This window comes from Streptomyces sp. NPDC015661 (assembly GCF_043077765.1).
In the GTDB taxonomy this organism is placed as follows: Bacteria; Actinomycetota; Actinomycetes; order Streptomycetales; family Streptomycetaceae; genus Streptomyces.
Genome location: NZ_JBIBST010000006.1, coordinates 43,534 through 69,581 on the forward strand (window position 1 = coordinate 43,534; position 26,048 = coordinate 69,581).

General features: G+C 73.2%; 23 protein-coding genes. 11 read left to right on the forward strand and 12 right to left on the reverse strand.

What is annotated here, in order from left to right:
* The first annotated feature begins 91 nt into the window (after positions 1–91).
* A complete protein-coding gene (locus ACF07V_RS17340) occupies positions 92–1,642 on the forward strand; it encodes a serine hydrolase (RefSeq protein ID WP_392154987.1) in 1,551 nt (516 codons plus the stop codon).
* Positions 1,643–1,671: 29 nt separating this feature from the next.
* On the opposite strand, the gene ACF07V_RS17345 is transcribed toward ACF07V_RS17340, so the two are convergent.
* Both ACF07V_RS17345 and ACF07V_RS17350 read right to left on the reverse strand, forming a co-directional pair.
* Positions 1,672–3,282 carry a TROVE domain-containing protein gene (locus ACF07V_RS17345; RefSeq protein WP_392154989.1) on the reverse strand — a complete coding sequence of 537 codons (1,611 nt, stop codon included), beginning with the start codon at positions 3,280–3,282 and terminating at the stop codon, positions 1,672–1,674.
* A gap of 267 nt (positions 3,283–3,549) precedes the next feature.
* Positions 3,550–5,091, reverse strand: coding sequence for a hypothetical protein (locus ACF07V_RS17350; protein WP_392154991.1), 1,542 nt, complete (start codon positions 5,089–5,091; stop codon positions 3,550–3,552).
* 158 nt (positions 5,092–5,249) lie between these two features.
* Between ACF07V_RS17350 and ACF07V_RS17355 the strand changes: the two genes are divergently transcribed.
* Both ACF07V_RS17355 and ACF07V_RS17360 read left to right on the forward strand, forming a co-directional pair.
* Positions 5,250–6,395: a sensor histidine kinase gene (locus ACF07V_RS17355; RefSeq protein WP_392154992.1), complete on the forward strand. Its 1,146-nt coding sequence runs from the start codon at positions 5,250–5,252 to the stop codon at positions 6,393–6,395.
* Positions 6,392–7,066: a response regulator transcription factor gene (locus tag ACF07V_RS17360; protein WP_392154994.1), complete on the forward strand. Its 675-nt coding sequence runs from the start codon at positions 6,392–6,394 to the stop codon at positions 7,064–7,066. Before ACF07V_RS17355 ends, ACF07V_RS17360 begins: the two co-directional genes overlap by 4 nt.
* Before the next feature lie 2 nt (positions 7,067–7,068).
* Here ACF07V_RS17360 and ACF07V_RS17365 read toward each other — a convergent pair whose 3' ends face one another.
* Positions 7,069–7,569: a MarR family winged helix-turn-helix transcriptional regulator gene (locus tag ACF07V_RS17365; protein ID WP_392154996.1), complete on the reverse strand. Its 501-nt coding sequence runs from the start codon at positions 7,567–7,569 to the stop codon at positions 7,069–7,071.
* A 39-nt stretch (positions 7,570–7,608) separates the two neighbouring features.
* On the opposite strand from ACF07V_RS17365, the gene ACF07V_RS17370 reads away from it, so the two are divergent.
* From ACF07V_RS17370 to ACF07V_RS17380, 3 genes are read left to right on the forward strand one after another with little or no spacing between them, the layout of a single operon-like run.
* Positions 7,609–8,877, forward strand: coding sequence for an MFS transporter (locus tag ACF07V_RS17370; protein WP_392154997.1), 1,269 nt, complete (start codon positions 7,609–7,611; stop codon positions 8,875–8,877).
* A 54-nt stretch (positions 8,878–8,931) separates the two neighbouring features.
* A complete protein-coding gene (locus tag ACF07V_RS17375) occupies positions 8,932–9,795 on the forward strand; it encodes a hypothetical protein (protein ID WP_392154999.1) in 864 nt (287 codons plus the stop codon).
* On the forward strand, positions 9,792–10,529 hold the full coding sequence (locus tag ACF07V_RS17380) for a Type 1 glutamine amidotransferase-like domain-containing protein (RefSeq protein ID WP_392155001.1): 738 nt from the start codon (positions 9,792–9,794) through the stop codon (positions 10,527–10,529). Before ACF07V_RS17375 ends, ACF07V_RS17380 begins: the two co-directional genes overlap by 4 nt.
* On the opposite strand, the gene ACF07V_RS17385 is transcribed toward ACF07V_RS17380, so the two are convergent.
* The 7 genes from ACF07V_RS17385 to ACF07V_RS17415 all read right to left on the reverse strand — a co-directional run bounded on the left by ACF07V_RS17385 (position 10,510) and on the right by ACF07V_RS17415 (position 18,062).
* Positions 10,510–11,115, reverse strand: coding sequence for a hypothetical protein (locus ACF07V_RS17385; RefSeq protein ID WP_392155003.1), 606 nt, complete (start codon positions 11,113–11,115; stop codon positions 10,510–10,512). The genes ACF07V_RS17380 and ACF07V_RS17385 overlap by 20 nt on opposite strands.
* A complete protein-coding gene (locus ACF07V_RS17390; protein WP_392155004.1) occupies positions 11,112–12,743 on the reverse strand; it encodes a protein kinase in 1,632 nt (543 codons plus the stop codon). The genes ACF07V_RS17385 and ACF07V_RS17390 overlap by 4 nt, the downstream gene beginning before the upstream one ends.
* Before the next feature lie 273 nt (positions 12,744–13,016).
* A complete protein-coding gene (locus ACF07V_RS17395) occupies positions 13,017–14,216 on the reverse strand; it encodes a S8 family serine peptidase (RefSeq protein WP_392155006.1) in 1,200 nt (399 codons plus the stop codon).
* Between the two features lie 222 nt (positions 14,217–14,438).
* Positions 14,439–15,584: an RNA polymerase sigma factor gene (locus tag ACF07V_RS17400; protein WP_392155627.1), complete on the reverse strand. Its 1,146-nt coding sequence runs from the start codon at positions 15,582–15,584 to the stop codon at positions 14,439–14,441.
* 8 nt (positions 15,585–15,592) lie between these two features.
* Positions 15,593–16,000: a YciI family protein gene (locus ACF07V_RS17405; protein WP_392155629.1), complete on the reverse strand. Its 408-nt coding sequence runs from the start codon at positions 15,998–16,000 to the stop codon at positions 15,593–15,595.
* A gap of 41 nt (positions 16,001–16,041) precedes the next feature.
* Positions 16,042–16,716, reverse strand: a complete 675-nt coding sequence (locus tag ACF07V_RS17410) for a GNAT family N-acetyltransferase (protein ID WP_392155008.1) — start codon at positions 16,714–16,716, stop codon at positions 16,042–16,044.
* Complete coding sequence (locus tag ACF07V_RS17415) at positions 16,713–18,062, reverse strand: MFS transporter (RefSeq protein ID WP_392155009.1); 1,350 nt, start codon at positions 18,060–18,062, stop codon at positions 16,713–16,715. The genes ACF07V_RS17410 and ACF07V_RS17415 overlap by 4 nt, the downstream gene beginning before the upstream one ends.
* Positions 18,063–18,153: 91 nt before the next feature.
* Between ACF07V_RS17415 and ACF07V_RS17420 the strand changes: the two genes are divergently transcribed.
* Complete coding sequence (locus ACF07V_RS17420; protein WP_392155010.1) at positions 18,154–19,122, forward strand: DUF5937 family protein; 969 nt, start codon at positions 18,154–18,156, stop codon at positions 19,120–19,122.
* A gap of 102 nt (positions 19,123–19,224) precedes the next feature.
* Positions 19,225–19,992: a MerR family transcriptional regulator gene (locus tag ACF07V_RS17425; RefSeq protein WP_392155011.1), complete on the forward strand. Its 768-nt coding sequence runs from the start codon at positions 19,225–19,227 to the stop codon at positions 19,990–19,992.
* 203 nt (positions 19,993–20,195) lie between these two features.
* On the opposite strand, the gene ACF07V_RS17430 is transcribed toward ACF07V_RS17425, so the two are convergent.
* A complete protein-coding gene (locus ACF07V_RS17430) occupies positions 20,196–22,610 on the reverse strand; it encodes an AAA family ATPase (protein WP_392155630.1) in 2,415 nt (804 codons plus the stop codon).
* 434 nt (positions 22,611–23,044) lie between these two features.
* Between ACF07V_RS17430 and ACF07V_RS17435 the strand changes: the two genes are divergently transcribed.
* Positions 23,045–23,935 (forward strand): terpene cyclase, encoded by an 891-nt coding sequence (locus tag ACF07V_RS17435; RefSeq protein WP_392155012.1) that lies wholly within the window; start codon positions 23,045–23,047, stop codon positions 23,933–23,935.
* 30 nt (positions 23,936–23,965) lie between these two features.
* On the opposite strand, the gene ACF07V_RS17440 is transcribed toward ACF07V_RS17435, so the two are convergent.
* Positions 23,966–24,889 carry a zinc-binding alcohol dehydrogenase family protein gene (locus tag ACF07V_RS17440; RefSeq protein WP_392155632.1) on the reverse strand — a complete coding sequence of 308 codons (924 nt, stop codon included), beginning with the start codon at positions 24,887–24,889 and terminating at the stop codon, positions 23,966–23,968.
* Between the two features lie 109 nt (positions 24,890–24,998).
* On the opposite strand from ACF07V_RS17440, the gene ACF07V_RS17445 reads away from it, so the two are divergent.
* Both ACF07V_RS17445 and ACF07V_RS17450 read left to right on the forward strand, forming a co-directional pair.
* Entirely contained in the window at positions 24,999–25,442 is a 444-nt protein-coding gene (locus ACF07V_RS17445; protein ID WP_392155014.1) for a MarR family winged helix-turn-helix transcriptional regulator, read from the forward strand.
* A 66-nt stretch (positions 25,443–25,508) separates the two neighbouring features.
* On the forward strand, positions 25,509–26,030 hold the full coding sequence (locus tag ACF07V_RS17450) for a GNAT family N-acetyltransferase (RefSeq protein ID WP_392155015.1): 522 nt from the start codon (positions 25,509–25,511) through the stop codon (positions 26,028–26,030).
* Positions 26,031–26,048: the final 18 nt, after the last annotated feature.

The following is a 26,048-nucleotide window of genomic DNA, read 5'->3' on the forward strand; positions in this document are numbered from 1 at the left end:
GGGGCTCGGGCCTGCTGACGCGCACGGCCGGACAGGACCTGGGGGTTCGGCAGCGCGCGACAGACGCCGGAGGAGGACCTTGAATGGAGTGATGAGCACCGTTCGATGGCTTGCCGCGGCAGGACTGGCGGCGGCGCTTATAGGCGCCGCAGCACCCAGCCCCACGCCGCCTCCCCCGCAACCCCCGCCCCAGCTCGACGACGCAGATGTGCAGCGCGCCGTCGACCAGCTCGACGGAGTCGTCAAGGACGCCATGAAACGCACCGGCGTGCCGGGCGTGGCCGTCGGCGTCGTCCACGACGGCAAGGTGATCCACCTGAAGGGGTACGGCGTACGGAAGGTCGGCGAGAGTGCCGCCGTCGATGCCGACACCGTGTTCCAGCTGGCCTCCGTGTCGAAGCCGGTCGCCTCCACCGTGATGGCCGGCGCCATCGGCGTCGACGGCTGGGCCGAGCCGGTCTCCCCGAACCTGCCGGGCTTCGCGCTCAAAGACCCGTGGGTCACCTCCCATGTGACGGCCGCCGACCTGTTCGCGCACCGCAGCGGCCTCCCCGACCACGCGGGTGACCTGCTCGAAGACCTCGGCTACGACCGCGCGTACATCCTGTCCCATCTGCGGTACGAGCCGCTCACCCCCTTCCGTGCCAGCTACGCGTACACCAACTTCGGCCTCACGGCCGCCGCTCAGGCGGTCGCCAACGAGAAGGGCGTGTCCTGGGAGAAGCTCTCCGACGACACGCTCTACAAGCCGGCCGGCATGAACTCCACCAGTTCTCGCTTCGACGACTTCGCGAAGGCCACGGACCGGGCCTGGGGCCATGCCAAGGTGGACGGCGTCTGGAAGGCGGAGTACGTGCGGGATCCGGACGCCCAGTCGCCCGCCGGCGGAGTCAGCTCCACCGCCCGTGACATGTCGACGTGGCTGAAGCTTCAGCTCGCCAACGGCAAGCTGGACGGCAGGCAGATCATCGACGCCGACGCCCTGGAGCGCACCCACTGGCCCGAGTCGGTCTCGAACCCGCCGCACGCCCCGGCCGGCCGGACCGGCTTCTACGGCCTGGGCTGGAACGTGAGTTACGACGACGAGGGCCGGCTCAGGCTCTCGCACACCGGAGGGTTCGAGCTGGGAGCGCACACCAACGTGACGATGCTGCCCGGCGAGCAGCTCGGCATCGTCGTCCTGACCAATGCCTCACCGGTCGGCGTCGCCGACGCCGTCGCGCTCGCCTTCTTCGACATCGCGCAGACCGGCAAGGTCAGCCGTGACTGGATCCCGCTCGTGGACTCGGTGTACCAGCAGCAGACGGACGCCCTCCGGTCGAGGACCGACTACGCCCACCCGCCGTCCGGCGCCGCGCCCGCACAGGCCGCCGACACGTACGCGGGCACGTTCGGGAACGCCTACTACGGGAGTGCGAAGGTCGTGGCGGGCACGGACGGCACCCTGATGCTCCAACTGGGCCCGAAGCCCCAGACGTACCGGCTCACGCACTACGACGGCGACACGTTCAGCTTCCCGACGGCCGGCGAGAACGCCGTGGGCCTCACGGGCGTCACCTTCGCCCCGGACGGAAAGTCGTTCACCGTCGAGTACTTGAACCACGAGGGCCTGGGCACGTTCACCCGTACCGGCGGCTCGTAGGGCCTGTCGGGCCCTGATCCGCCGGGGCCCTAGGTGACCTCGGGCGGTGTCCACGGCCAGGATGCGCCGCGGCCCGCCTCGATGAGGCCGACCATGCGGAACGCGGCGTCCGTGAGGCCGCCGAAGGTGTGTCGGTGGGGGCCCGTGGGGCCGTGGGCCGGCTGGTATCCCGCCAGGTTCCAGGTGTAGACGGGGATGTCGGCCGGGACCGTTTCGGCCGGCACGGCGGGCTCGTACGGGGCGGTCTGTTCGTCGGTGACGATCAGGACCCGGTCGTGGCCCCGGTAGTGCTTCCGTACCGCCTTCGCGGTGTAGGTGCCCCCCATACCGCGGAAGCGTTTCAGCACCTCGAGGACCGGCTCGCCCTTCGCGTACGGCACTGCCGCGCTCCCCCAGCCGAACTCCACCAGGTCCGCCTGCTCGGCCCGCATGGCCAGCGCGGTGCCGAACACGGCGGCCGCGTCGGCACGGGTCAGCTTGGACCGCTCGGAGACGGTGTCCCAGAACATGGAGTCGGACCGGTCCACGAGGATCAGGGTCCGGCCGGGCAGGGTCGGCACGTTGGCCAGGGAGTGGCCGAGCGCCGATTCCAGCGGGGCCGCCCAGCGCGGCGACGGCGCGTGCTGATGGGCGGCCAGGTAGCGGAAGGGGAACTGGCGGGACCGGGCGACCTCCACGGGGTCCGAGAGGCGTCCGGCGACCTGGGCCGCGACCTCGTCCGAGACCCCGGCCTCGTCGAAGTTCCGGAGGTTCCGCAGGAGTGCCATCGGCCCCATCGTGGGGATCAGGGCCTCCCAGACGGCGGCGTCCATCGGCCCGTGGAGCCAGCCCGCCACGGCCTCCCACGTCATGCCGGCCGCGGCGAGCCGTTCGGAGCCGCCCGGCGCGGTCACCAGCGGCCGCCGTTCGTCCGCCGCCGTTCCGAGGAGCGCCCGGTGGGCGGTCAGCAGCGGGTCGGAGGCCGGCGGAACCGCCCGCTCGGGGTGGTGGCGGCGATCCAGTGCGTGCCGGAAGAGCGCGCCCTGCCAGGGCTTGTCCGGGTCGGGGGTGGCATGCACGAGGTTGAGGACGTCGCCGAAGCGGAAGGCCCTGGACGCCGTGTCGTACTTGAGCAGGGACCGGGACGTGTACAGCCGGCGTACGCCGTCGGCGAGGCCCCGCTTCACGGGCTGCGGCACCTTCCGCCCGTACGCCGAGATCCAGTGGGCGAGCAGCTCGCCGGGCTCGTCGGCGCGCTGGAGCACGGAGTCGATCACGGACCGGTTGGACGGGCCTTCGGTCGCTCCGGCCTCGAGCCGGGCCCGTACGTACGCGGCGGCGCCCACCAGGGACGCCGTGCGCATGTTGCCCTCGCCCCGCAGCCAGCGCAGCAGGCCGGCCGTCCACGCGGGGTCCTCGACGGCGAGTTCGCCGACGAGCCGGACGTACCGCGCGTCCCGGTCCTCGCCGCTCTCGTAGAACGTGCCCTGGGAGACGAAGTTGCCGACGGCGAGGAGGAACAGCTCGTCGCGGGGCTCCCGGACGAAGGCCGGACCGCCGGGGTAGGTCCGGAACCCAGGCCCGAGGGGCGGGTGGTGGATCCGTGGTGGTGACGCGGGCATGGCGCGGGCGGCCGCCAGGACGTGTGGGGCGACGAGCATGTCGGACCACATCTTGGAGACACGTGGGGTGTGACGAGGCAGTGAATCCCCCCGGATTCAAAGGATCGGACGGCCCCGGGCACGACGTCCGGCGGGGCGGGCCCCCGGGGCACCTTGCCCTACGGGGGCGAACACGCCCGCGCCTGCCGAGATCAGAAGAGGCGGCGGCGTCACTTTGGTTTCGGAAGGAAGTAGCCGCAGCCGGGCGCATCGGGAGGCGCGGTCGCGAAGCCAACGTACAAGCCCCAGCGGCCCGCGCGCCAACGATTAACGCGGGTCCGGGCTCCGCTCGCCGCTCCCGGGCAGTCGCCTCAGGGCGAGGCCCAGCAGAATCACCGTGTACACGCCCAGGACACCTACTCCGGCCCACCAGGGAAGGGGGAAGTAGCCGGTGGAGGGCGCGTAGTGGGCGACCACCTGCGGGTGGGCGACGAGGGACTGCTGGACGGCGAACCCGGCGGCCGGGGTGAGGCGCAGGAGCCACTGTGACAGGCCGTCGGCGAGCAGCGGGAACGAGGTCACCACGTACGGGACCGCGATCGCCAGGACGGCGACGGGAATCGCCACCCGGGCGCGGCGCAGCAGGGCGCCGACCGCGAGGGCGAGCACGGCGGCGAGGGCGAGGGCGGCGGCCGTGCCGAGGACGACCCGCACTCCGGTGAGCACGGACACGCCGAGGACGGGGATGCCGTTGCCCTTCAGGATCGTCACGCCGACGGGCATCACGATGCCGATGGCGAGGAGTCCGGTCACGAGGGTGACTCCGGCGACGACGATCGCCTTCGCCCCCAGTTCCGCGCGGGTGACCGGAGCGCCGCCCGCGGCTTCGCGGCGGTACGCGGACGTGGCGAACCGCACCGCGACCACGAGCACGATCAGCAGGGCGAGGGCCAGGCCCACGAGGGTGCGCTCGACGGGCCGTGCGCCGTCCTCGGCGCCCGAAGGACCGATGTCGCCGGATCCGGTGACGGTGATCGTCCCGTTCTTCTCCACCGCGCCGGAGGCCGTGAAGTACTTCTCCCAGTCGGTCCGGTTGGCCTCGCCGACGGTGTCGCTGTTCCAGCGGGCGGCCGCGGCCGTGCCCTTGAGGCCGACGTGGTCGAAGACGCCGCCGGCCTGGGTCCAGCGCACCTGTTCCGTGGCGGCGCCGAGGCCGGCGCGCACCAGGGTCAGGTCGCCGGGAGAGGTGGCGAACAGGCCGACCTGCATGGTGTCGGGGAGCCCCGGCAGCCGTACCGTCCCGACCTCCTCCCACCGTTCGCCGTCGGCGGACTCGTGGCCGGTGACGGTGTCGCCCGACCGGGTCAGCCGCAGCCAGCGCGGTGCCTGGGCGGAGACCCCGCCGCCGCTGACGGCGCTGCCCGCGATGTCGTGGCGGTAGTCGTACTGCATGCGCACGCCGTGGCTGCCGGTGACCATCAGCGCGGCGTACGAGGCTCCCTGGCGGACACCGTCCTTGATGATGATCCCGGCCTTCGCCCACGGCACGAGGCCGGGGACGAGCTTGTCGTGGTGCGGCGGCGGGTAGGTGATCGTGCCGGTCATGGACGTCATCCGGACGGTGATGCTGCCGTTCTCGCCCAGGTCCTGGTGCATGAAGGAGAACTGGTCGTTGACGAGGGAGCCGTCCGGCCCGGTCGGGTCGGCGGGGCACGGACCGTCGCAGGACGCGTGGTTGCCGAAGGCGTAGAGCAGGCCGAGGACGATGACGGCCAGCGCGGCGGTCGCCATGGCGATCAGCCGGGCGGGACGCCGGAAGCCGGTCCACTCGCGGCGGACCGCGTGGAGTGTCGCGTGGGTCGAAGACATGACAACAGTTCTACGGAGGTCGCCCTGACGTGGTCCGAACCGCGTCTGTCACCTCGCTGTTAGGTGCGGCGGGGCATGCTGAGGTCCGGCCGGACACACGCGGGAAGAGGAGCACGGGCATGCTGCGGGGCGGGACTGTCGGACGACGCTTCACGATCTTGTACGCCGCGGGGTTCCTCGGCTCCGGGATCGTGCTGCTCGTCCTGATCTACGTGATGTCCGGCGTCCGGCAGTCCAAGCCCGCGCCGGGAAACGTCCCCGAGCCCCCTCCGAGCGGCTCCTCCGACCTCGCCGCCGCACAGGAGCAGATCCGGGGGCTGCAGCGGCAGCTCGCGGAGGTGCACGCCCAGCAGGAACACCGGCTGCTCGTCGCCTCGCTCCTCGCGCTGGCGGTGACGGCGGGCCTCTCCCTGCTGCTCGGCCGCCTCCTGGCCCGGCGGGTGCTGCGCCCGCTGCGGCTCATCACGGCGGCGACCCGGCGGATCTCCGCGGAGAACCTGCACGAGCGGCTCGCCGTGACCGGTCCCGACGACGAGGTCAAGGAGCTCGCCGACACCGTCGACGGTCTCCTCGAACGGCTGGAGGCCTCGTTCGTCGCGCAGCGCCGCTTCGTCGGCAACGCCTCGCACGAGCTGCGGACCCCGCTGGCGACGATCCGGGCGTCGCTGGACGTGGCCGTCGCCAAACCGGAGCCCGCGGCCCAGACCCTCGCGCTCGCCGGACGGGTGCGCACCGAGCTGGACCGCGTGGACCATCTGCTGGACGGCTTCCTCCTTCTCGCCCGCGCCCAGCACGGCGGCTTCACCGACCGCACCCTCGTCTCGCTGGGCGGGCTGGCGCGGGAGGCGCTGGAGGCCCGCGGCCCCGACGTCGCCGCGAAGGCGCTGGCGGTCGACGCCGACGTACGGCCGGCTGCCTGGACGCGGGGCAGCGCGGCGTTGCTGTCCCGGATGGTGCAGAACCTCGTCGACAACGCGATCGCGCACAACGAGGAGAGCGGCTGGATCCGGGTCACCGCCGGCGGCGACGGCTCCGGGACGCGGCTGGTCGTCGAGACCGGCGGACGCGTCCTTGACCAGGCCGAAGTCGACCTGTTGGGTAAGCCGTTCGAACGGCTCGGCGCCACCCGTACCGGATCGGAGGCGAGTACGGGCCTCGGCCTGTCGATCGTGGCCGCGATCGTCGCCGCGCACGGCGGAAGCCTGGTACTCCTGGCCCGTCCGGAGGGTGGTCTGCGCGTCGCGGTGACGCTGCCGGCGGCCGCCCCGGAGAATGAGGCGGTGCGAACGGGGGTGCGGGCATGAGGGTTCTGGTCGTGGAGGACGCGCGGTCGCTGGCCGAGGTCGTCGCCGAGGGGCTGCGGGATCAGGGGATGGCCGTCGACCTCGCGCACGACGGCCTCGCGGCCGCCGCCAAGCTCGATGTGAACGCGTACGAGGTCGTGGTCCTCGACCGGGATCTGCCCGGCATCCACGGTGATGCGCTCTGCCAGATGATCACCGGGCGGGACGACCGTCCGATGGTGCTGATGCTGACCGCGGCCGGGGCGCCGGGCGACCGGGTCAGCGGGCTCACGCTCGGCGCCGACGACTACCTCGCCAAGCCGTTCCACTTCCCCGAACTGGTCCTGCGCGTCCGGGCCCTGGCCCGCCGCAGGCCGGCCGCCCGCGCCCGGACACTGCGCGCCGCCGGTCTCGAACTCGACCCGGTACGCCGCACCGCCGTCCGGGACGGCCGCCCGCTCGCCCTCTCGGTCAAGGAGTTCGCCGTCCTGGAGGCGCTCCTGCACGCCAGTCCGGGGTTCCTGAGCGCGGAGGACCTGCTGGAGCAGGTGTGGGACGAGAACGCCGATCCGTTCACCAACACGGTGACGGTCACCGTCGGCCGCCTGCGCCGGAAGCTGGGCAGCCCGCCGGTCATCACGACGACGACCGGGGTGGGCTACCGCATCGCCGACGACGCTCCGGACGGCTGAGCTCACTCCTCGCTGGTCGGCTGTGTGACGGTGAGCCGCGCCAGCAGATCCGCGAGTTGCTCCCGCTCGTCCCCGTCGAGCCCGGCGAGGAGCCGACGCTGGTTGTCCAGGTGGACGGCGATGAGTTCGTCGGTGAGAGCGACGCCCTCGGGGGTGAGGGTGATGAGGCGCCCGCGCGAATCGGCCTCGTCGACGGTCCTGGCGACCAGACCGCGGGCTTCGAGCCGGTCGACGCGCTTGGTGATGGCGCCGGTGGTGACGAGGACGGTGCGGCTCAGCTCGCCCGCGGACAGGGCGTAGGGCGCGCCGGTCCGCCGGAGCGCGGCGAGCAGGTCGAAGTCCCCGCTGCCCAGGCCCGCGTCGGCGAAGGGCGGGCGCAGCTGCTGATCGAGCATCTGCGTGAGCCGGAAGAGGCGGCCGATGACGAGCATCGGGGAGGCATCCAGATCGGGGCGCTCTCGTTTCCACTGGTCGACGATGGCTGCGATGGCGTCGGGCTGCATCTCTTCACCTTATCTTCCACGGATGATAAATTATCTTCCGTGGAAGATACTCGCGTGCCCGAGGCCGCCGCACCCCCCGTCCACCCCTCCGTCAGCTCCTCCCCCGCGCGCCGCCGACTCATCGCCTCAAGCCTGGCCACCTCCATGGGCGACGGCATGTACGTGCCGCTGACCATGCTGTTCATCCACGGACTCACCGGCCTGTCCCTCACCTCGATCGGGACGGGGCTCACGATCGCCGGGCTCAGCGCACTGGCCTTCATGCCCGCCGCGGGCATCCTCATCGACCGCTTCGGCGGCCGGCGCGTGCTCATCGCCGTGCTCGCTCTGCGGGCGATCGGCTTCGCCGCCTACCCGTTCGCCGACTCCTACCCCGCCTTCCTGACGATCGCCCTGGTGGTGGCGGTCGGGATGTGGGCGTCCTCACCGAGCCAGCAGTCGCTCATCGGCGACCTCGCGCAGGGCGCCGAGCGCGACCGGCTCCTGGCCTGGGACCGCAGCCTGCGCAACGCCGGAATGGGCTGCGGCAGCCTGGCGGCGGCCGGCATGCTCGCGTGGAACGGCACCACCGGCTTCATCGTCGCCGCCGAGGTCCTGGCCGCGGTCTTCGCCGTCGCCGCCGTCCTGGTCGCCCGGATCCCCCAGGTCCGCGGCACCACCAAGCACCGGGAAGAGCGGGGCGGTTACCGCCAGGTGCTCGCCGACCGCCCCTACCTCCTCCTCACGACGGCCAACTTCCTCATCGCCTTCGGCTACACCACCCAGGCCATGGCACTGCCCGTCTTCCTCACCCGCGACGTCGCCATGCCGGACGCCATGGCCGGGGCGGTGTTCGCGGTCAACACCGTTCTGGTCGCCGCACTCGGCGTGCCCGCCGCCCGCCTGACCTCGCGCGGCCGACGCACCCGCACGGCCGCCCTCGGCGCGGTCACCTTCGCGCTCTCGTTCGCCGCCTTCGCCGCCCTCCCCGGGCTGGTCCACGGCGCGGACGCCCTGATCGCCGTCCTGGCGGTCGCCGCGCTCTACACCGCCGGCGAACTCATCCACTCCGCCCCCGCACAGAGCCTCTCCGTCCAGGCCGCCCCCGACCACCTCCGAGGCCGCTACCTGTCGGTCCACCAACTGTCCTGGTCGGTCTGCCGCACCGTCGCGCCGATGCTCCTGGGATTCCTGCTCGACACGGGACCGTGGCACCTGTGGACGGTGCTGGCCCTCCTCGTCCTCACCGGCGCGGCGATCCTGCTGTGCGCGGAGCGCTCGCTCCCGGCCCACACGAACATCACCGGGGCTCGCACGTCCCCGATATGAGGTGGACTCAGGGGGCTCACCTCCTGTTCCATCGGCTCCGACGAGGGGATCGTGTTGAGAGACGCACTGCTGCAGGGGCCGGCCGAGAACCCGGCGCTGCCCGCCGACCTGTTCGCCCGGCCGGCGGCGCTCGGCGACGAGGACGTCCTGTACGCACTGGCCGCGCGCGAGCAGCTGACCCGTGCCCAGACCGGAACCCTGCTCGCCGCCGGCGACCCGACGGTCACCACGTATCTGGTACGGACCGGGCGGATGCCGTGGTCCGACATTCCCGAAGCCCATCCCGGACGGGCACTGGACGCGGTGGTCGGCGGGGTGGCTCCGCCCGCGGTCTGGTGGGAAGCCGCCACGGATCCCGATGCCGGGGTACGGCAGGAGGTCGCCCACGAGTTCGACGCGCCGAGCGAGGTCGTCGCCGCCCTCGCCCAGGACGCGGACCCGAGGGTCGTGGCGGGCGCCGCCGGAAACCCCCGCCTCCCGCCGGAACTGCTCCCCGGTCTCGCCCGCCACTCCAGCACGGTCGTACGCGTGGCCGTCGCCGACAACGAGAACGCGCCCGCTGCCGTGCTCGCCGCCCTTCTCGCCGACGGTGGCCACCCGGCCCCGACCCGCTGCGGCGCGTGCCACCGACGCGCAACGGCCTGCCCCGACCACGCGCCCGGCGTCCGACGCGTCCGACTCGCGGCCGCCGCTCATCCGGCCGCGCCACCGGCGGGACTCGCCGCGTTCCTGGACGCGCCCGAGGTCTTCCCGGTCACGACGTCCGCGGCCCGCACCGACCTCCCGACCGGCTTCCTCGACCGGCTCGCCGAGCACCCCGCCGCAGACGTCCACGGCCCGGACGAGACGCTCGCCCGGGCCGCAGCGGAGAACCCGGCGCTGCCCGAGACACTGATGAAACGGATCGCCACCTCATGAACCAGCACTCAGGCGGCCGGCGTCGGCTGGCTCTTCTCGGGGGTGGCTTCTCCACCGACGGTGACGGGCTTCTCGACGACTGGGTACTCGGTCAGGCGCGCGTCGCCCGGCCGAAGGTCTGCTTCGTTCCCACGGCCAGTGGTGACGCCCCCGGCTACGTCGAGCAGTTTCGGGCGGCGTACCGGTCACGCAGCTGTGAACCCAGCGTCCTCCCCCTGTTCCGGCGCGAACTCGATGACGACGCCCTGCGGACCTTCCTGCTCGCTCAGGACGTCGTGTACGTGGGCGGGGGCAATACCGCGAACCTGCTCGCGGTGTGGCGGGTGCACGGCGTGGACCGCCTGCTGCGCGAGGCCTACGACGGGGGGACCCTGCTGTGCGGGATCAGCGCCGGCGCCAACTGCTGGGCCGACGGCTCGCACACCGACTCCTTCGGGCCGCTGACTCATCTCTCCGACGGGCTCGGCCTGCTGCGCGGCTCGGTGTGCCCCCACTACGACACCGAGCCCGGCCGACGCGCGTCCTATCGGGCGGCCGTGGCGAGCGGTGCGCTTGCCGCCGGGTGGGCCGTGGAGGACGGTGTCGGCGCGCTCTTCACGGATGGCCTGCTGACCGATGCCGTGCGCCGAGTCCCGCATGCGCGGTTGTACCGCGTGGAGCCGGACGGGAACGGCGGAGCCAGGGAGCAGGCCCCGTCCTGTCGCCCGCTGGGAGTCATGCGCAGCGGTACGTGAAGGTGCTCTCCGCCCTGTGGGGGGTGGGGGACGTGATCACCAGGCGTGCCACGGCCCGGTGGGTGCCCCGGCCCTCGAAGGTCCACAGGAGGTGGAGCCGGGCTTCCTTCTGGCCTCGGGGCACGGTTTCGCGCAGGGGTGCGGAGCGGGTGCCGTCGCTGCGTTCCCAGTGGTACGTGAGGGTGCCCGGGCGGCCGTCCGTGCGTACGACGGCCAGGACGTTCGCCGTGCCGTCGCAGCCGAGCGTCCCCGCGGGGGCGGTGACCGTGACGTCCCGTACCGAGACCCGGGGGCCGTACTCGCGCCACGCGAGCAGTGCCAGAACGGCGAGGAGGATCACGGCCGCCGGCGCGTACCGGAGGGGCCACCGGGAGCGGGGGCGGCGGGGTGGTGGAGTGCCGGGCAGGGTGCCGTGCCAGATCTGGGCCGCCGTGGGGGTGTTCTGGACGCGCCGGGCCGCGGCCGCGGTCACCCCGGGGCCGAAGCGGAGGACTTCGCCCTCCACGCGGTCGGGCGTCGGGTCCGGAGTCGGGCCCTGGAACCAGTGGCTGCCCAGTTCGGTGGCGCTGTAGTCGTCGTCGTTCACGTGATCACACACCGCCTGATGAAGATCTGCTGGAGGGAGCCGCCGTTCGCGGCGGCCGGGTCCGTCGTCGCACGCACGCCCCAGTAGCAGCCGCCGCCCTGGACCACGTGCGGGAGCGTCAGGGTGTAGTGGTCCGCGCCTTCTCGCCGGATGGTCTCGGTGCCGTCCGGCGTGCCCGGCACGTCCTTCTCGTCGCTGGTGAACCACTCGGCGAGGAGTGTCACCGGGCCCGTTCCGTCCGTCGTGATCTCGACGGTGGCCTCGGCCGTCGTCGGCCCGGTCTGGCGCAGGCTCGTGACGGAGACGGACGTGACCGTGACCGGCGGCTGCGTCGGGGGTGTCGTCGGTGGGGTGGTGGGCGGAGTCGTGGGTGGGGTGGTGGGGGGCGTCGTGGGTGGGGTGGTGGGCGGGGGTGTCGGTTCCGTGGTGGTGGGTGTGGGTGGTGCTGTCGAGGTCGGCGGTGGTGATGTCGTGGGGGTTTCCGGCGCGGCCGTGGGCTCCTCGGTCGTCGGCGACGTACTCGGGGTCGCTGGACTCGTGCTCGGGCTCGGTGACGTGCTCGTCGTGGCGAAGGCCTGCGCGGCCTGGTCGCCGTCCGGCTCCTCTCCCCCGGCCCGCGCGGCGAGCGCGAGCAGCAGCGCCAGGACCAGGGCGGCCGCGCCCGCGGGCAGCCCGTGCGGGAGCCACCGGCGCAGGCGCCGCACGGGAGGCGTCGGCAGGGTCGTCGTGGCGAGCGCCGTCGTGCCCTGGGCCGTACCGCCGGAGGAGGGGAAGAGCAGCGGCAGGAGTGCCGCGAGGGCCGCCAGGCGGCCCCGGCCCCGTTCCTCCCAGTCCGGTCCGTACGCGGCCGTGGCCACCGACTCCAGTTCGCTCACGAACGCCTCGGCGTTCTCCGGCCGTTCGTGCGGGGCCTTGGCGAGACCCCGGCGGATGAGCGGGCGCAGCGGTTCCGGCGCCTGTCCGTCGGGGACGGGTGCCTCCAGGTGCTGGAGGGCGAGTTCGGCGAAGTTGTCGCCCGCGAAGGGCTTGCGTCCGGTCAGGCACTCGAAGAAGGTCGCGGTCGCCGCGTAGACGTCCGCCGCGGGCGAGGCGGGTGCGCCGTTCCACTGTTCGGGTGCCATGTAGGCGGGCGTCCCGGCGACGCCGGGGCTGCTGTCCCGTCCGGCCGCGATCCCGAAGTCGACGAGCTTGGAGGACCCGTCGGCGGCGACGAGGACGTTCTCGGGTTTGTAGTCGCGATGGACGACGCCCGCCCGGTGGGCGGCGGCGAGGCCGAGGAGCGAGCCCTTGAGGACCGCGAGCGCGGCCTCGGGGCCGGTCGCGCCCTCCCGGGCGAGGAGGGCGCGCAGCGCGACGCCGTCGACCAGCTCCATGACGATGGCCGCGCCCCGCGGCGACTCGACGTACTCGTAGAACCCCACGACGTACGGCGTGTCGAGGGTGCCGAGGAGCCGGGCCTCGGAACGGAATCCACGGACGAACGACTCGTCGGAACGCAGCCGTTCGCCGAGGTACTTCACGGCCACCGGCAGGCCGGTCGCCTCATGGACGGCCAGCACCACCCGTCCGCTGCCGCCCGCGCCCAGCTCCCGGGACTCGGCGTAGCCCGGGACCACCCATGCGCTCATTCCCGTACCCCCTCGGCGCCGTGGCGGGACCTTGGTGCGGCCGCCCAGCCTTCCTCCACAGGGACAGATTCTCGCCACGGCCGGTTCCCGGCGAAAGTGCGCCGCCGTGGTTGCCGACCGCGGCTGCCCGGGCCGGGGTCGCGGTCGGCCGCCGGGGGCGCGGTCGGCGGGCGGCGGGCGGCGGGCGGCGGGCGGCGGGCGGCGGGCGCGCAACGGGGGACGGCCCCCCACCGTGGTGGAGGGCCGTCCGATGTGCCGCGTGGTGCGGTGTGGTTACGGAGCCACCTTCAGGAGCTTGTTCGCCGTGCCGGCCGAGGGGTTCTTGATGGCGTCCGGTGTCGCCGCCCCGGTCAGCGCGGCGGCCGTGTCCGCGGGTGTCGCCGACGGGTGGGCGGCCAGGTAGAGGGCCGCGGCACCCGTCACATGCGGCGTGGCCATGGAGGTCCCGGAGATCGTCTTGACGCCGGTGTCGCTGTCGTTCCAGTCCGAGGTGATCTCCGAGCCGGGGGCGTAGAGGTCCACCACCGCACCGAAGTTCGAGAAGTCCGACTGCTCGTCGTCCTTGGTGCTGGACGCGACGGTGAGGGCCTCGGGCACCCGGGCCGGGGAGCCCTGGCCCGCGTCCGAGGACTCGTTGCCGGCCGCGACCGCGAAGGTCACGCCGGAGGCGATGGCCCGCTGGACCGCGGCGTCGAGCGCCTCGTCGGCGCCACCGCCGAGGCTCATGTTCGCGACGGAGGGGCCGGAGTGGTTCTTCGTCACCCAGTCGATGCCCGCCACGACCTGCTCGGTGGTGCCGGAGCCGTTGTCGTCGAGCACCCGCACGGCGACGATCTTCGCCTTCTTGGCCACGCCGTGGGAGGTACCGGCGATGGTGCCCGCGACGTGGGTGCCGTGGCCGTTGCCGTCGTCGGCCGTGTCGTCGTTGTCCACCGCGTCGAAGCCGTGGGTGGCCCGGCCGCCGAAGTCCTGGTGGGTGATCCGTACGCCGGTGTCGATGACGTACGCGGTGACGCCCTCGCCCCCGCCGTCCGGGTAGGTGTACTTGTCGTCGCCTGCCGTCTCGGCCTGGTCGATCCGGTCCAGGCCCCAGGACGGGGGCTTCTCCTGCGTCTCCTTGATGCTGAAGCGCTTGTTCTGCACGACCGTCTCGACGGCGGGGTCGGCGGCGAGCCGCTTGGCCTCGTCGACGGTCAGGCCCGATGCCGAGAAGCCGTTGACCTCGGAGCCGTAGGAGCGCTGGAGGGTGCCGCCGTACTTCTTCGCGAGCTCCGCCTTGTTCGCGGATGCGTCGAGGATGACGACGAAGCTGCCGGCGACGGCGCCCGGGGCGCCGAGTCCGTGCACGGTGCCCTCGGCCGGGGTGGCCGCACCGGCGAAGTTGCCCGCGAGCAGCGCCGCGGTGGCGGCGCCTGCTACTCCTGCGGCTATGGCCGCGTTGCGAAGTCCGCGGGATCGCTTGTGAGTTGCCATGAAAAAGGGTCTCTCCTCGTGTTGACGTGTGGGGCGTCAAACGTTCGAGAGAAACCCTGTGCGGGTTGGCAGGAGCAAATCAAGTGCGAACCAGGGGTAAGGGGTTATTCAACAAGCTTTCTTAATAAGCCCTCCGCACCGCCTCCACGTCGCACACGTCCTGTCGCGAACTCCTCCGTGAAATGGGCACGTTCGAGGCGGGGCTCCGCGACGGACGGGCAGTCAGTGACCCAAGTGGGTGTTGATGCGGGCGGCCCGGCGCGTCAGATGGTCGCGTTCCAGGACGTCGGTCGCCTTCTTCGCCGCCTCCGCGTACAGCCGCGCCGCCGTCGTGAGATCGCCGGCGCGTTCGTGGAGGTACGCCGCCACGGCCACGTACCGGGGCAGGGAGACGTCGAGCTCCCCCAGCGCCGCGAGGCCGGCGCGCGGTCCGTCGGCCTCGCCGACGGCGACCGCGCGGTTGAGCCGGACGACCGGACTGTCGGTCAGACGGGTGAGCTCGTCGTACCACTCGACGATCTGCACCCAGTCGGTCTCCTCCGCCGTGGGCGCGTCGGCGTGGAGCGCCGCGATGGCGGCCTGCGCCTGGAACTCGCCGAGGCGGTCGCGGGCGAGCGCCGTCTGCAGGATCTCGACGCCCTCGGCGATCGCCGCGGTGTCCCATCGGCCGCGGTCCTGCTCGGCGAGCGGCACGAGGCTGCCGTCGGGCGCGGTCCGGGCGGCGCGGCGGGCGTGGTGGAGGAGCATGAGGGCGAGGAGCCCCGCCACCTCGGGGTGGTCGATCGCGGCCGCGAGCTGCCGGGTGAGCCGGATGGCCTCGGCGGCGAGGTCGACATCACCGGAGTAGCCCTCGTTGAAGACCAGGTAGAGGACGCGCAGCACGGTGGCGACGTCGCCGGGGCGGTCGAGCGGGACGCCGGAGACCGTGCGCTTGGCCCGGCTGATGCGCTGGGCCATGGTCGCCTCGGGCACCAGGTAGGCGCGGGCGATCTGGCGGGTGGTCAGCCCTCCCACGGCGCGCAGCGTGAGCGCGACCGCGGACGAGGGCGTCAGGGAGGGGTGGGCGCACAGGAAGTAGAGCTGGAGCGTGTCGTCCACCGCGGGCGCGGGTCCGGGCGCGGGCTCCTCGTCGACGCGGTCCTCGCGACGGCGGCGGGCGGTGTCCGCGCGGGTCGCGTCCAGGAACTTGCGCCAGGCGACGGTGACGAGCCAGCCCTTGGCGTCGCGGGGAGGGTCGTCCGGCCAGACGCGGACCGCCTCGACGAGGGCGTCCTGGACGGCGTCCTCGGCCGCCGCGAAGTCGGCTCCGCGGCGGACGAGGACGGCGAGGACGGCGGGTGTGAGGTTCCGGAGCAGGGCCTCGTCCATGAAGGAGGTCACTCCGTGATGGTGGGCGGCTCGGTCAGGAACGGGCGCAGCTCCAGCCACTCGTGGATCGGCTTCCCGCCGGCCCCGGGGGCGGCCGAGAGCTCCCCGGCGAGCTCGACGGCGCGCTCGTGGCTGTCGACGTCGACCACCATCCAGCCGGCGATGAGGTCCTTGGTCTCGGCGAACGGGCCGTCGGTGACCGGCGGGCGGCCCTCTCCGTCGTACCGGACGAACGTGCCCTCGGGCGAGAGCGCCTGCCCGTCGACGTACTCGCCGGTCTTCTCCAGCCGGGCCGCGAAGTCCTGCATGTACCGCACGTGGGCCGAGATCTCCTCCGGCGTCCAGTGCTCCATGGGGACGTCGTTGACCGGTGCGGGGGCGCCGCGGTAGTGCTTCAGGAGCAGGTACTTGGCCATGGTGTTCTCCTCGGTGCGGATGCGGCCCATTCTGGTCGCTCTCACACCGGGGACGGAGCGGCCCACGGGTTCTCGACATCGTCGCCGGAACTTTCTTCCGGCTTCGTCGACCTGCCCAGGTACCAGACCGGGCCGGGGTCGTCCACACGCAGCAGCCGGAAGCCGAGACGGTCGTAGAACGCCCGGGCCGGGCTGTTCGTCCGGGCCATGCAGAGGTGTACGGCGGGGACGCCGTGGCGGTGCAGGGCTTCCAGGAGGGTCGACATCAGGGCGCGGCCGTACCCCCGGCCCTGCCATGCGGGCAGCAGGTCGATGTGGAGGTGGGCGGGGAAGCCGGTGAGTTCCTCGCGGACCATCCGTTCCGGCGTGTGCAGCAGTCCGGTCATCTCCTCGGCCGGAGTGCGGGCCGTTCCCGTGACAGGCGGGTACAGGCCCGTCATCCCCGGCAGCCACTCGGCGCGGAACCGTCGGGCGAACGCGACCGTGTCCGGAACGCCCAGGACGTAGCCGACGGCGCTGCCGGAACCGTCGTCCAGGACGAAGGCGAAGTCGGGTTCGAGGTCCGCGTACGGGTAGGCGAAGATCGACGGCAGCAGTTCGGGGTCGGGGTACAGGAGCGAAGCGTCCCCGCCGTCGTGCGCCGTCCTGACGCAGATGTCGCCGAGCGCGGCGCGGTCCGAGGGCCGGTACGGGCGGATGTGCGGTTCGGTCGTCACCCGGTGCACCCTGCCACCTTGGGAGCGCTCCCGCAGGGCTTTTCGTCGACCGGGAGGGCACGGCGCCCGCGCAGCGGAGAGAGGAGCGTCGGAAGGAAGCTCAGACAGAGGAAGGCTCCTCCCACCCAGAGGGCCGCGCGCGGCGAGGCGTGCGCGCCGATGGCACCGGCGAGCGCGGCGGCGAGGGCCATCGCGCCGGTGAGAAGGAACCGGAAGGTGGCGTTCATGCGGCCGAGCAGCCCGGCCGGGGTCAGACGCTGACGGAGGCTCACGCCGAGGACGTTGGCCGTCCCCGTCCGCACGGAGCAAGCGAACCATCCGGCGCCCGCGACCCACAGCCACCCGCCCCGGTCCAGCAGGGGCACCAGGAGGCCCGCCGGGGCCAGGCACAGGTGGGTCAGGACCAGCCCCCGACCGTGTCCGAACCGGTCGGCGACCGGGCGGGCGCAGCGGGCACCGAAGAACATCCCGGCGCCTCCGACCGCCCAGAACAGACCGAGCGCGCCCGCCGACAGACCCAGCTCACGGGCGAACACCAGGGGGAGCATCGTGTTCACCATGACCGATCCGAGGTTCCCCACCGCGCCGGTGAGCGCCAGGGCGCGGAGTTCCGCATGGCGCAGGACATGGCGCAGGCCCTCGGCGATCTGGGCGCGCAGGTTCGGCCCCGGGCCGGCGACCCGTGCGACGGGGGTGACGGGCGCGGCCTCGCGTGCCATCCACATCAGCTGGATCCCCGACCCGAGGTGGCCCACCGCCGCGCACACCACGGCGAGCGGTGCGCCCAGGAGCTGCACCAGCGCGCCGCCCGCTCCGCGCCCGGCCACGTTGCCGGCGGCCGCCAGCGTCACCAGGGCCGAGTTCGCCGGGATGAGGGCCGCGGGCTCGACGAGCCGGGGCAGCGCGCTCTGTCCGGCGACGTCGAAGAGGACCGTGGCCACCCCGCTCAGGAACACCACCGCGCACAGACCTCCGAAGGTCAGGAGGTCGCCCCACCACGCCAGCGGGATCCAGGCGAGGAGCGCCGCGCGCACCAGGTCCGCCGCGATCAGGACCGTGCGATGCCGCATCCGGTCGACCCACGCGCCCGCGGGAAGACCGATGAGCAGGAACGCCGCCGTACTCAGGAAGCCGAGCAGGCCGACCTGGCCGGGCCCGGAGTCGAGTGCGAGGACGGCGATCAGCGGGAGGGCTACGTCCGAGACGTTCGTCCCGAGCGCGCACAGGACGGAGGCGGAGAACAGGACGCGGAAGTCCCCCGTACGCCACGGGGACCGGGCGTCGAGAGGGCGCTGCGAGCGCAGGGGAGACCGCATGCGCCGCGAGGCGGGGAGGAAGGTGGGCATGCCCTGTACGGTGGCCCGTTGTCACAGCCAGGGGCCAATGTTTTAGCCTCACGTAAATCCAAGGAACGCCGGACCGTCAGGAGGGGCACCCGTGCTGGAGATCGAGTTCTCGGCCGAGGACGTCGCGCGCACCCGCTTCGCCATCTCGCCGCTCTGGGAGGTCGTGGCCGGCGCACGGGTGCTCCTGGGAGCCGACGAGCAGGCCCTGCACCGCCGCTGGGCCGCGCAGGTACGCGCCCGGATCGCGGCCGCGCGGCTCGATCTGACGCCGCTGACCTCGCTGGTGCCGGTGCCCACGCCCTCCATCCCCGGTTTCCTCTGTCCGCCGCCCAGCACGTCCGGCCCGTCGCTCGCCGTGGAGCTGGCCGCGCTGCTGGCCACCCCGCCCGAGCGGATCCGGGCCTCCGCGCCCGAGGCACAGCCCGGCGTCGACGCGCTGCGGGCCGATCCGGAGCGCGGGCTCGGGCGGCTCGCCGATCTCATCGCCGCGTTCTGGGAGCTCGCGATGGCTCCGTACTGGCCGCGAATCCAGACGCACCTGGAGGCCGACATCCAGTACCGGGCCCGCCGCTTCGCCGAGGGCGGGACGCGGACCCTCTTCGAGGACCTCGAACCCCGACTGGCCTGGAACTCGGGCACCTTGAGCGTCCAGCACCGCTTCGCCCACGGCGTGCGCAGGCTGGACGGGCGCGGGCTGCTCCTCGTTCCGTCGGCGTTCGTCTGGCCCCGCGTCTTCTCGACGACGGACCCCCTGTACCAGCCGGCCCTGCGCTACCCCCCGCGCGGCATCGGCACCCTGTGGGAAGCCCCGCCCGAATCGGCCTCCCAGGCCCTCTCCGGGGTCCTAGGCCGGTCGCGCGCGCACCTGCTCGCGGAGCTCACCGCACCGGCGTCGACGACGGAACTCGCCGGGCGCACGGGCCTCACTCCCGGTGGGGTGTCCCAGCACCTGGGCGCCCTGCGCGCGGCCGGTCTCGTCTCGGCCCACCGGGCCGGGCGGGCCGTGCTGTACGCACGCACGCGCGTGGCGGAGGAACTCGTCGCGGGGGCGGGCCGGTGACGGCCCGGACCGAAGGGTTGAAGTTACCGTTGCGGCAGCTTCTACCGTCCTGACCAGGGCCGGAAAGACCGGCCCCGTGACGCACTCGTGCGGGAGGCGGCAATGGACTGGCCGATCGCGGAGGTCGCCCGGATGTCGGGCGTGACCGCCCGGACCCTGCGGCACTACGACGAGATCGGCCTGCTGCCACCGGCCCGGATCGGCGCCAGTGGCCACCGCCACTACGGGGAGCAGCAGCTCTTGCGGTTGCAGCAGATCCTCGTCCTGCGGGCGCTGGGAGTGGGGCTGCCCGAGATCGGCCGGATCCTCGCCGAGCAGGTCGACGAGGTGGAGGCCCTGCGCGGCCACCACCGGCGGCTGCTCGCGGAGCGGGACCGGCTCGACGCGCTGGCCGCCACCGTCTCCCGCACGATCGGCGAACTGGAACTGTCCAGGAAGGACGGCACATCCATGACCGCGATCAACCGGCCCGAGAACCTCTTCGAGGGCGTCCGGCCTGCTCAGTACGAGGAGAGTCTGCGCGACTTCCCCGAGCACTCCGAGGCGGTCGCCCGCCGGGTCACCGAAATGACTCCGCAGGACATCGAGGCCGGGCAGCGCGAGCGCACGGCGCAGATGGTGCGGCTCGCCGAGCTGATGGCCGCCGGCCTGCCGGCCGCCGCCGAGCCCGTACAGGCCGAGACGGAGGCCCAGTACCGGGCCCTGACGGAACTGCGGGGCGGCTCCGTCTCGGTCGAGGAGTTCCGCGCCCTCGGGCGCTCCTGCGTGGAGAACGAGCAGTGGCGCGCGGCGTACGAGGCGATCGCTCCGGGCCTCGCCGCGTACCAGCGGGACGCCATCGAGGCGTACGCGACCTCCGGGCTGGGCTGAACCGGAGGGTGCGTTCTGGATGATGGCGCGCTGTCATGCAGAACGCACCCTGGTTGACGGCGTGCTGTCACCCAGAACGCACCCTGGATGATGGCGCGCTGTCACCCAGACCTCACCCTGGATGATGGCGCGCTGTCACCCAGCACGCACCCTGGATGATGGCGCGCTGTCACCCAGAACGCACCCTGGTTGACGGCGTGCTGTCACCGCGGGGCCAGGCCGGCCGTCGCCGGCGGGCTCTCCGCCCCGTCCCGGGGCCCGGGGAGGTGCGGGCGCGGATGCGGCGTCGGCGCGCCGGTCGCCGTCGCGGCCAGGTTCAGGGCGGCGAGGAGAAGAAGCAGGGCGCGGCGGGCCTGCGGGGCGTCCAGCTGGGCTTCGAGGGCCACGAGCGCGCGCCGGGCACGGTACCGCGCGCGCCCCGTGCGCCCGGCACGGTGGTCGGCGAAGGCGCGGGCGTAGTGGGCGAGCGCCGTGGCCCAGGCGTCGTTCGCGCAGCTCGGCTGCGCGAGGGCCCGGCAGGCGGTGCGGGCCGCCGCCGTGGGGGTGCGGTGGGCCTCGATCACGGCCAGGGCGGCCAGACTCACGCTGGGTGGCGGGCCTCCCGGGGCGCCGCTCGGCGTGGTGTCCGCCGCCTGCCGGTAGTACTCGGCAGCCGCCTCCGGGTCCTGCCGCTGCCACGCCAGCGTCCCGTGCACATGGGCGATCCGGCCGAGGAGGGCCTCGTCGCCGGCGAGCACGGCCGCCGGCCAGGCGAGGGACAGCAGGTGGTGCGCCGTGCGCGGGTCCCACGCGGCGCTGAGCCAGGCCAAGAGCCATCGGCCCCGCGCCACGAGCGGGCCGGCGGCGGGCAGCCGGGGCAGCAGGACGTGCAGGTGGTCGCTGCCTTCCCGGGCGTGGCCGTGGACCGCCCACCAGAACCACAGGTGCAGCACGGTCTCCAGGGCCGTCTCGGCGGGACCGGTCCCGTCCCCTCCGCGGTGCACGAGGGCCATCAGGTCGTCGTGTTCGTCGCGGACGGTCTGGAGCGCCTGGCGCTGAAGGCCGGTGTTCCACAGGGACTCGGCGACAGCCGCCACCCCACGGAAGTGGACGGCGTGCCGGTCCCGTGTGACCGGCCTTTCCCCCGACGCCGCGAGCCTCTCCGTACCGAACTCCCGGGCGGCCCGCGCCATGCGGTAGCGGGGCGGGCACACCGCGCCCGCGTCCCCCAGCGCCTGGAGCACGCCCATGGCGCTCAGCATCGCCAGGGCGGGGGGCACTTCGTGCGGCGCGAGGTCGGAGCCCAAGCACACGAACACCGCCGCCGCCTCCGTGAAGGGGCCTGCGAACACGCTCAGCCGACGCCAGACACTGCGCTGTGCCGGTTCGCACAGGGCGTGGACGGCCCCGATGGAGGTGCGCAGCGTGCGGTGCCGCAGCAGGAGCGGGGCCGGGTCGGCCAGCCGGCACTGGCCGCCTTCGAGGTGCGCGGCCAGCTCCTCCAACGTCCACTCCCCCAGTCGTCCCGCGGCCAGTTCGAGGGCCAGGGGAACGCCCTCGAGCAGGCCACAGACCCGGGCGACGGCCGCCGGATCGGCCTCCTCGCTCCAGCCGCGCTCCCGGGCGAGGGAGACCAGGAGCTCCGCGGCGGGCGACGGACCCGCCCGGCCCGGTGCCGCCTCCACCGGCAGCGGCGCCAGTCTGATCACCTTCTCGTCGCCGAGCCCGAGCGGCCGCCGCGCGGTCACCAGGACCCGTACGGCGGGCTGGTCCATGAGCAACGCCTGGACCAGGCCGACGCATTCGGTGTGGACGGGATCGACATCGTCCAGGAGGAGCAGCACACCACCGGGCGGCGGCACGAGGTCCGGGGCCGTGAGGTCCGAGCGTGTGAGGTCCGAGACCGCGGGGTCCGGCACAGCGCGCCCCGGCACCGCGGGCCCCGACGCTGCGGAGTCCTGCACGGCGAGGCCCGGCACCGCAGGATCCGACACCCCGAGCTCCGCCACGGCGGGGCCCGGCACCGCGTCGTCCAGCCCACCAGGATCCGGCACCCCGAGGTCCGCCACGGCGAGGCCCGGCACCGCGGGGCCCGGCACCGCGTCGTCCGGCCCGCCAGGATCCGACACCGCGAGGTCCGCCACGGCGGGGCCCGGCACCGCGTCGTCCAGCCCACCAGGATCCGACACCCCGAGGTCCGCCACGGCGAGGCCCGGCACCGCGGGCCCCGGCACCGCGGGGCCCGGCACCGCGGGGCCCGGCACCGCGGGGCCCGGCACCGCGTCGTCCGGCCCGCCAGGATCCGGCACCGCGAGGTCCGTTCGCGCCGGATCCCAGGCCGGGCCCGCGTCCCTGAGAGCCCGGGCGACCCGCGCCGTCAACGCCCGGCGTCCCACGGGGATCCCGTCGTGCCATCGCACCCGCACCACGGTCCGCCAGGGTCCGTCGAGGGGTGGCGTTACGGCGGCCAGCGCCAGTCTGCTCTTCCCCGTCCCGGCCGCGCCGGTCACGGTGACCATCCGGTGCCCGGACAGGGCGGCCCGGAGCGCGGCGAGCTCCTCGTCGCGTCCGACCAGGGCGGGACCGTCCCGGAGGCAGTCCACGAACCGGGCATCGCGTCCCTCGTCCCGCGTCCACATCTCCGGCACCGCGCACCCTCCAGATCTTCGCTCTCGCCGTCGACCCACCAAGATCGGCAGTCGAGACAGAACCCGCAGGTCCCGGTTGCAGAACCGTCACTGCACCGGCATCACGGCAACACCAACGCGCTCCCCCGGCCACGAGTGGCGCGTACGGGGGACGAACCACCCGCCGCAACGAACGGTGGAACGCGTGACCGACACGGACGCCCACGTGTCTCGACGCCCTCACCGGCCCATCCGGACCCGGCACTTCCGTTGGCTTGAAAGCGATCTGCTTGACGTTCCTGGCAGTTGATGATCAATTCAAGTACTCTTCGAACGCGCCGGGGGCGTCTTGGGATCACCCGGGATCAGAACCTGGGGGGCCAGTGTCCAACGCCACCACGCTCGACCTGCCGTTTCCGCCTCGCGCCAATCCGCACCAGGCATCCGTGGCGCCACGCCACCGGGACTGGCTCCTCCATCACGAGGGCCTCACCGCCTCCACGGCCCTGCCGTCGTACGAGAAGTGGGACGTGCCCCGCCTCGCCGCGTTCACCAGCCCGGATTCCGCCCCCGACGACCTCGTCCTCGCCGCGGACCTGCTCGGCTTCTACTTCCTCTTCGACGACGGCTTCGACTCGGACCTCGGTCGGGCACCGGCGCAAGTGGCCGAGATATGCACCCGCCTGACGGCCCTTCTGTACGGGAAGGGTCCCGCCCCCGAGGTCCGCACCCCCGTCGAGAAGGCCTTCGCGGACCTCTGGGAGCGCAGCGCACGCGGTATGTCCGACCGGTGGCGGGCGCGGTCCGCGTACAACTGGGAGTGGTACTTCGCCTGTCACCCCGCAGAGGCCGCCGGCCGGCTCTCCGGGCGGCTCCCGGACCGGGAGAGCTATCTGGCGCTGCGCCGGGGAACGGCGGCCATGGAGACCCTCTTCGACATGGTCGAGCGGCTCAACGGCTTCGAACTGCCGCAGGAGATGCTGCACCACCCGACCCTCCGCCGGATGCGTCAACTGGCCGCGGACATACCGTCGTTCACCAATGATGTGCATTCGTACACCCAGGAGCTCGCCCGTGGGGACGTCGCCAACATGGTGATGATCGTCCGCGACGAACGCGGCGGCACCCCTGCCGAGGCGGCGCTGCAGGTGATGCGCGAGGCCCAGGCGATGGTCGACCGCTTCGTGGAGCTGTCCTCCGAAGTCCCGGAGATCTGCGCGCTCTTCGGCCTCACGCCGGACGCGCGCGAGGCTGCCCGCCGTTACGTCGACGGTCTCGCCGCCTGGATCGCCGGCTATCACCGCTGGGAGATCGACACCGGCCGCTACGACCACTGAGCCCGCGCGCCCGGTCACCCCTTCCGGGCCTCAGGGAATGAGGACGACCTTGCCGAGGTTGCGCCGGGACGCGACGAGTTCATGGGCGCGCGCCGCTTCGGCGAGCGGGATCTCGGCGGCGACCCGGGGGCGGAGCACCTTGTCGCGGTGGAGCTCCCACAGCTCGTCGCGCCAGCGCGCGTACACCTCCGGCTTGCCCCGGGCGATGGCCGCCATCTGGAAGCCGATCACCGACGCGCCCCGGACCAGCAGCTCGTACGCGTCGATCGTGCCGCCGCCCGAGCTGAAGGCGACCAGCCGGCCACCGGGGGCGAGCACTCGCACGGCGGGTCCGAGGAGTTCCCCGCCCACCCCGTCGATGACGAGGTCGACCGGATCGCCCCAGGACTCGTCCCCGTAGAGCACGACCTCGTCGGCGCCGAGGGCGCGCACGAACTCCGCCTTGTCCGCGCTGCCGACGGCCGCGACGACGCGGGAGGCGCCGCCTGCCCTGGCGTACTGGAGGGCGAGGGTGCCGACCGCACTGGCCGCAGCGGTGACCATGACGGCGTCGCCGGGGCGGGGGTGGCCGGCCTCGTAGGCACCGCGCGCCACCAGGCCGCTGCGGACCAGGGCCACGGCGTCGACGGCGGTCGCCCGGTCGGGGATGCGGGAGGCCATCGCCTCGTGGACGACGGCCAGTTCGGCGTAGGCATGGGAGAAGCAGAGACCGGTGACGCGGTCGCCCACCGCGAACCCGGTGACGCCTTCGCCGACAGCGGCCACGGTGCCCGCCACCTCACCTCCGAGCGGGCCGGGCTCGGGCCCCTCACGCACCTTCCGCACGGCGGGCAGGGTGACCCCGACCGCTTCGGATCGGACGAGCAGCTCACCCGGACCGGGCTCCGGCACCGGGACTTCCTCCACGAAGAGGACTTCGGGACCGCCGGTCACCTCGTGGCGCACACGACGCATGGACACCTCCAGATGCAGAACGTTCACGGAATCATGGGGATCCCCAATGAATTCCACCGTAGAGGCATACCGTTGGGAAGTCCAATGAATTCGGGATAGTCTGCTGCCCATGACTCCCGCGGAAGGCCCGAACGCCCTGGCGCACATCCAGTCCTTGCCGAGCTGGCTGGTCGGCCGCGTGGCTGCGCGCGGGCGGAGTCTGGTCGCCGAGGCGATCGCCGAGGAAGGGCTGAAGCTCCCGCAGCACGCCGTGCTCGCGGCGGTCTCCGAGTACGGTCCCGTTGCCCAGGCCGATCTGGTGCGCCGACTGGGCTTCGACGCCAAGGACGTGGTCCTCCTGCTCAACCACCTGGAGGACGCCGGGCTCGCGCGACGGCAGCCCGATCCGCGCGACCGGCGCAAGAACGCGGTGACGGTGACACCGGCGGGGGCGCGGCTCCTGGAACGGTGTGCGGAGCTGGCCGAGCGGGCCAACGCCGCGCTCCTGGCGCCGCTCAGCGAGACGGAGGCCCGCCGGTTGATGGAACTGCTGACCCGCGTGCACGAGGGATAGCACCGGGCCCACGCGAGGCGGTCGCCGGTCGGAAGAAAGCCGTTGCCGTGCCGTCCCTCCGCTCGCATGCTTCAACGCGTGAACAACGAAGACGACTCCACTCGGACCGCCGTCACCTTGCCTCTCCGCGTGCGCGATCTCCTGCCCCGGGATCTGCCGGCGTGCACCTGGTCGGGCTCGGGCGCCCATCTGCGCCAGGTGGAAAGGGAATTGGCGCGCGCCGCCCTGGGTGAGGTGGACTACCTGGCCGTCTGCACTCCCGTCGATCTGCCGGTGGCGATCGGCGGCATCGACTACCGGGTCTCCGCGGGAGCCGGGACCCTGTGGCAGCTCTCCGTGCTGCCGGCGCTGCAGTCCTGCGGCCTGGGAACGCTGCTCGTCCGCGCGGCCGAGCAGCGGATCCGGGACCGCGGGCTGCGCACGGCCGCACTCGCCGTGGAGGAGGACAATCCCCGGGCGCGCGCCCTGTACGAGCGCCTGGGGTACGTCGCGTACGGCCGCGAGCCGGACGCCTGGGACGAGGAAGGGCCCGACGGGTCCATCCGTCGCCACGAGGCGATGTGTGTCCTCATGCGGAAGAGCCTCTGAAGCCGCCGGGGCGGCGCT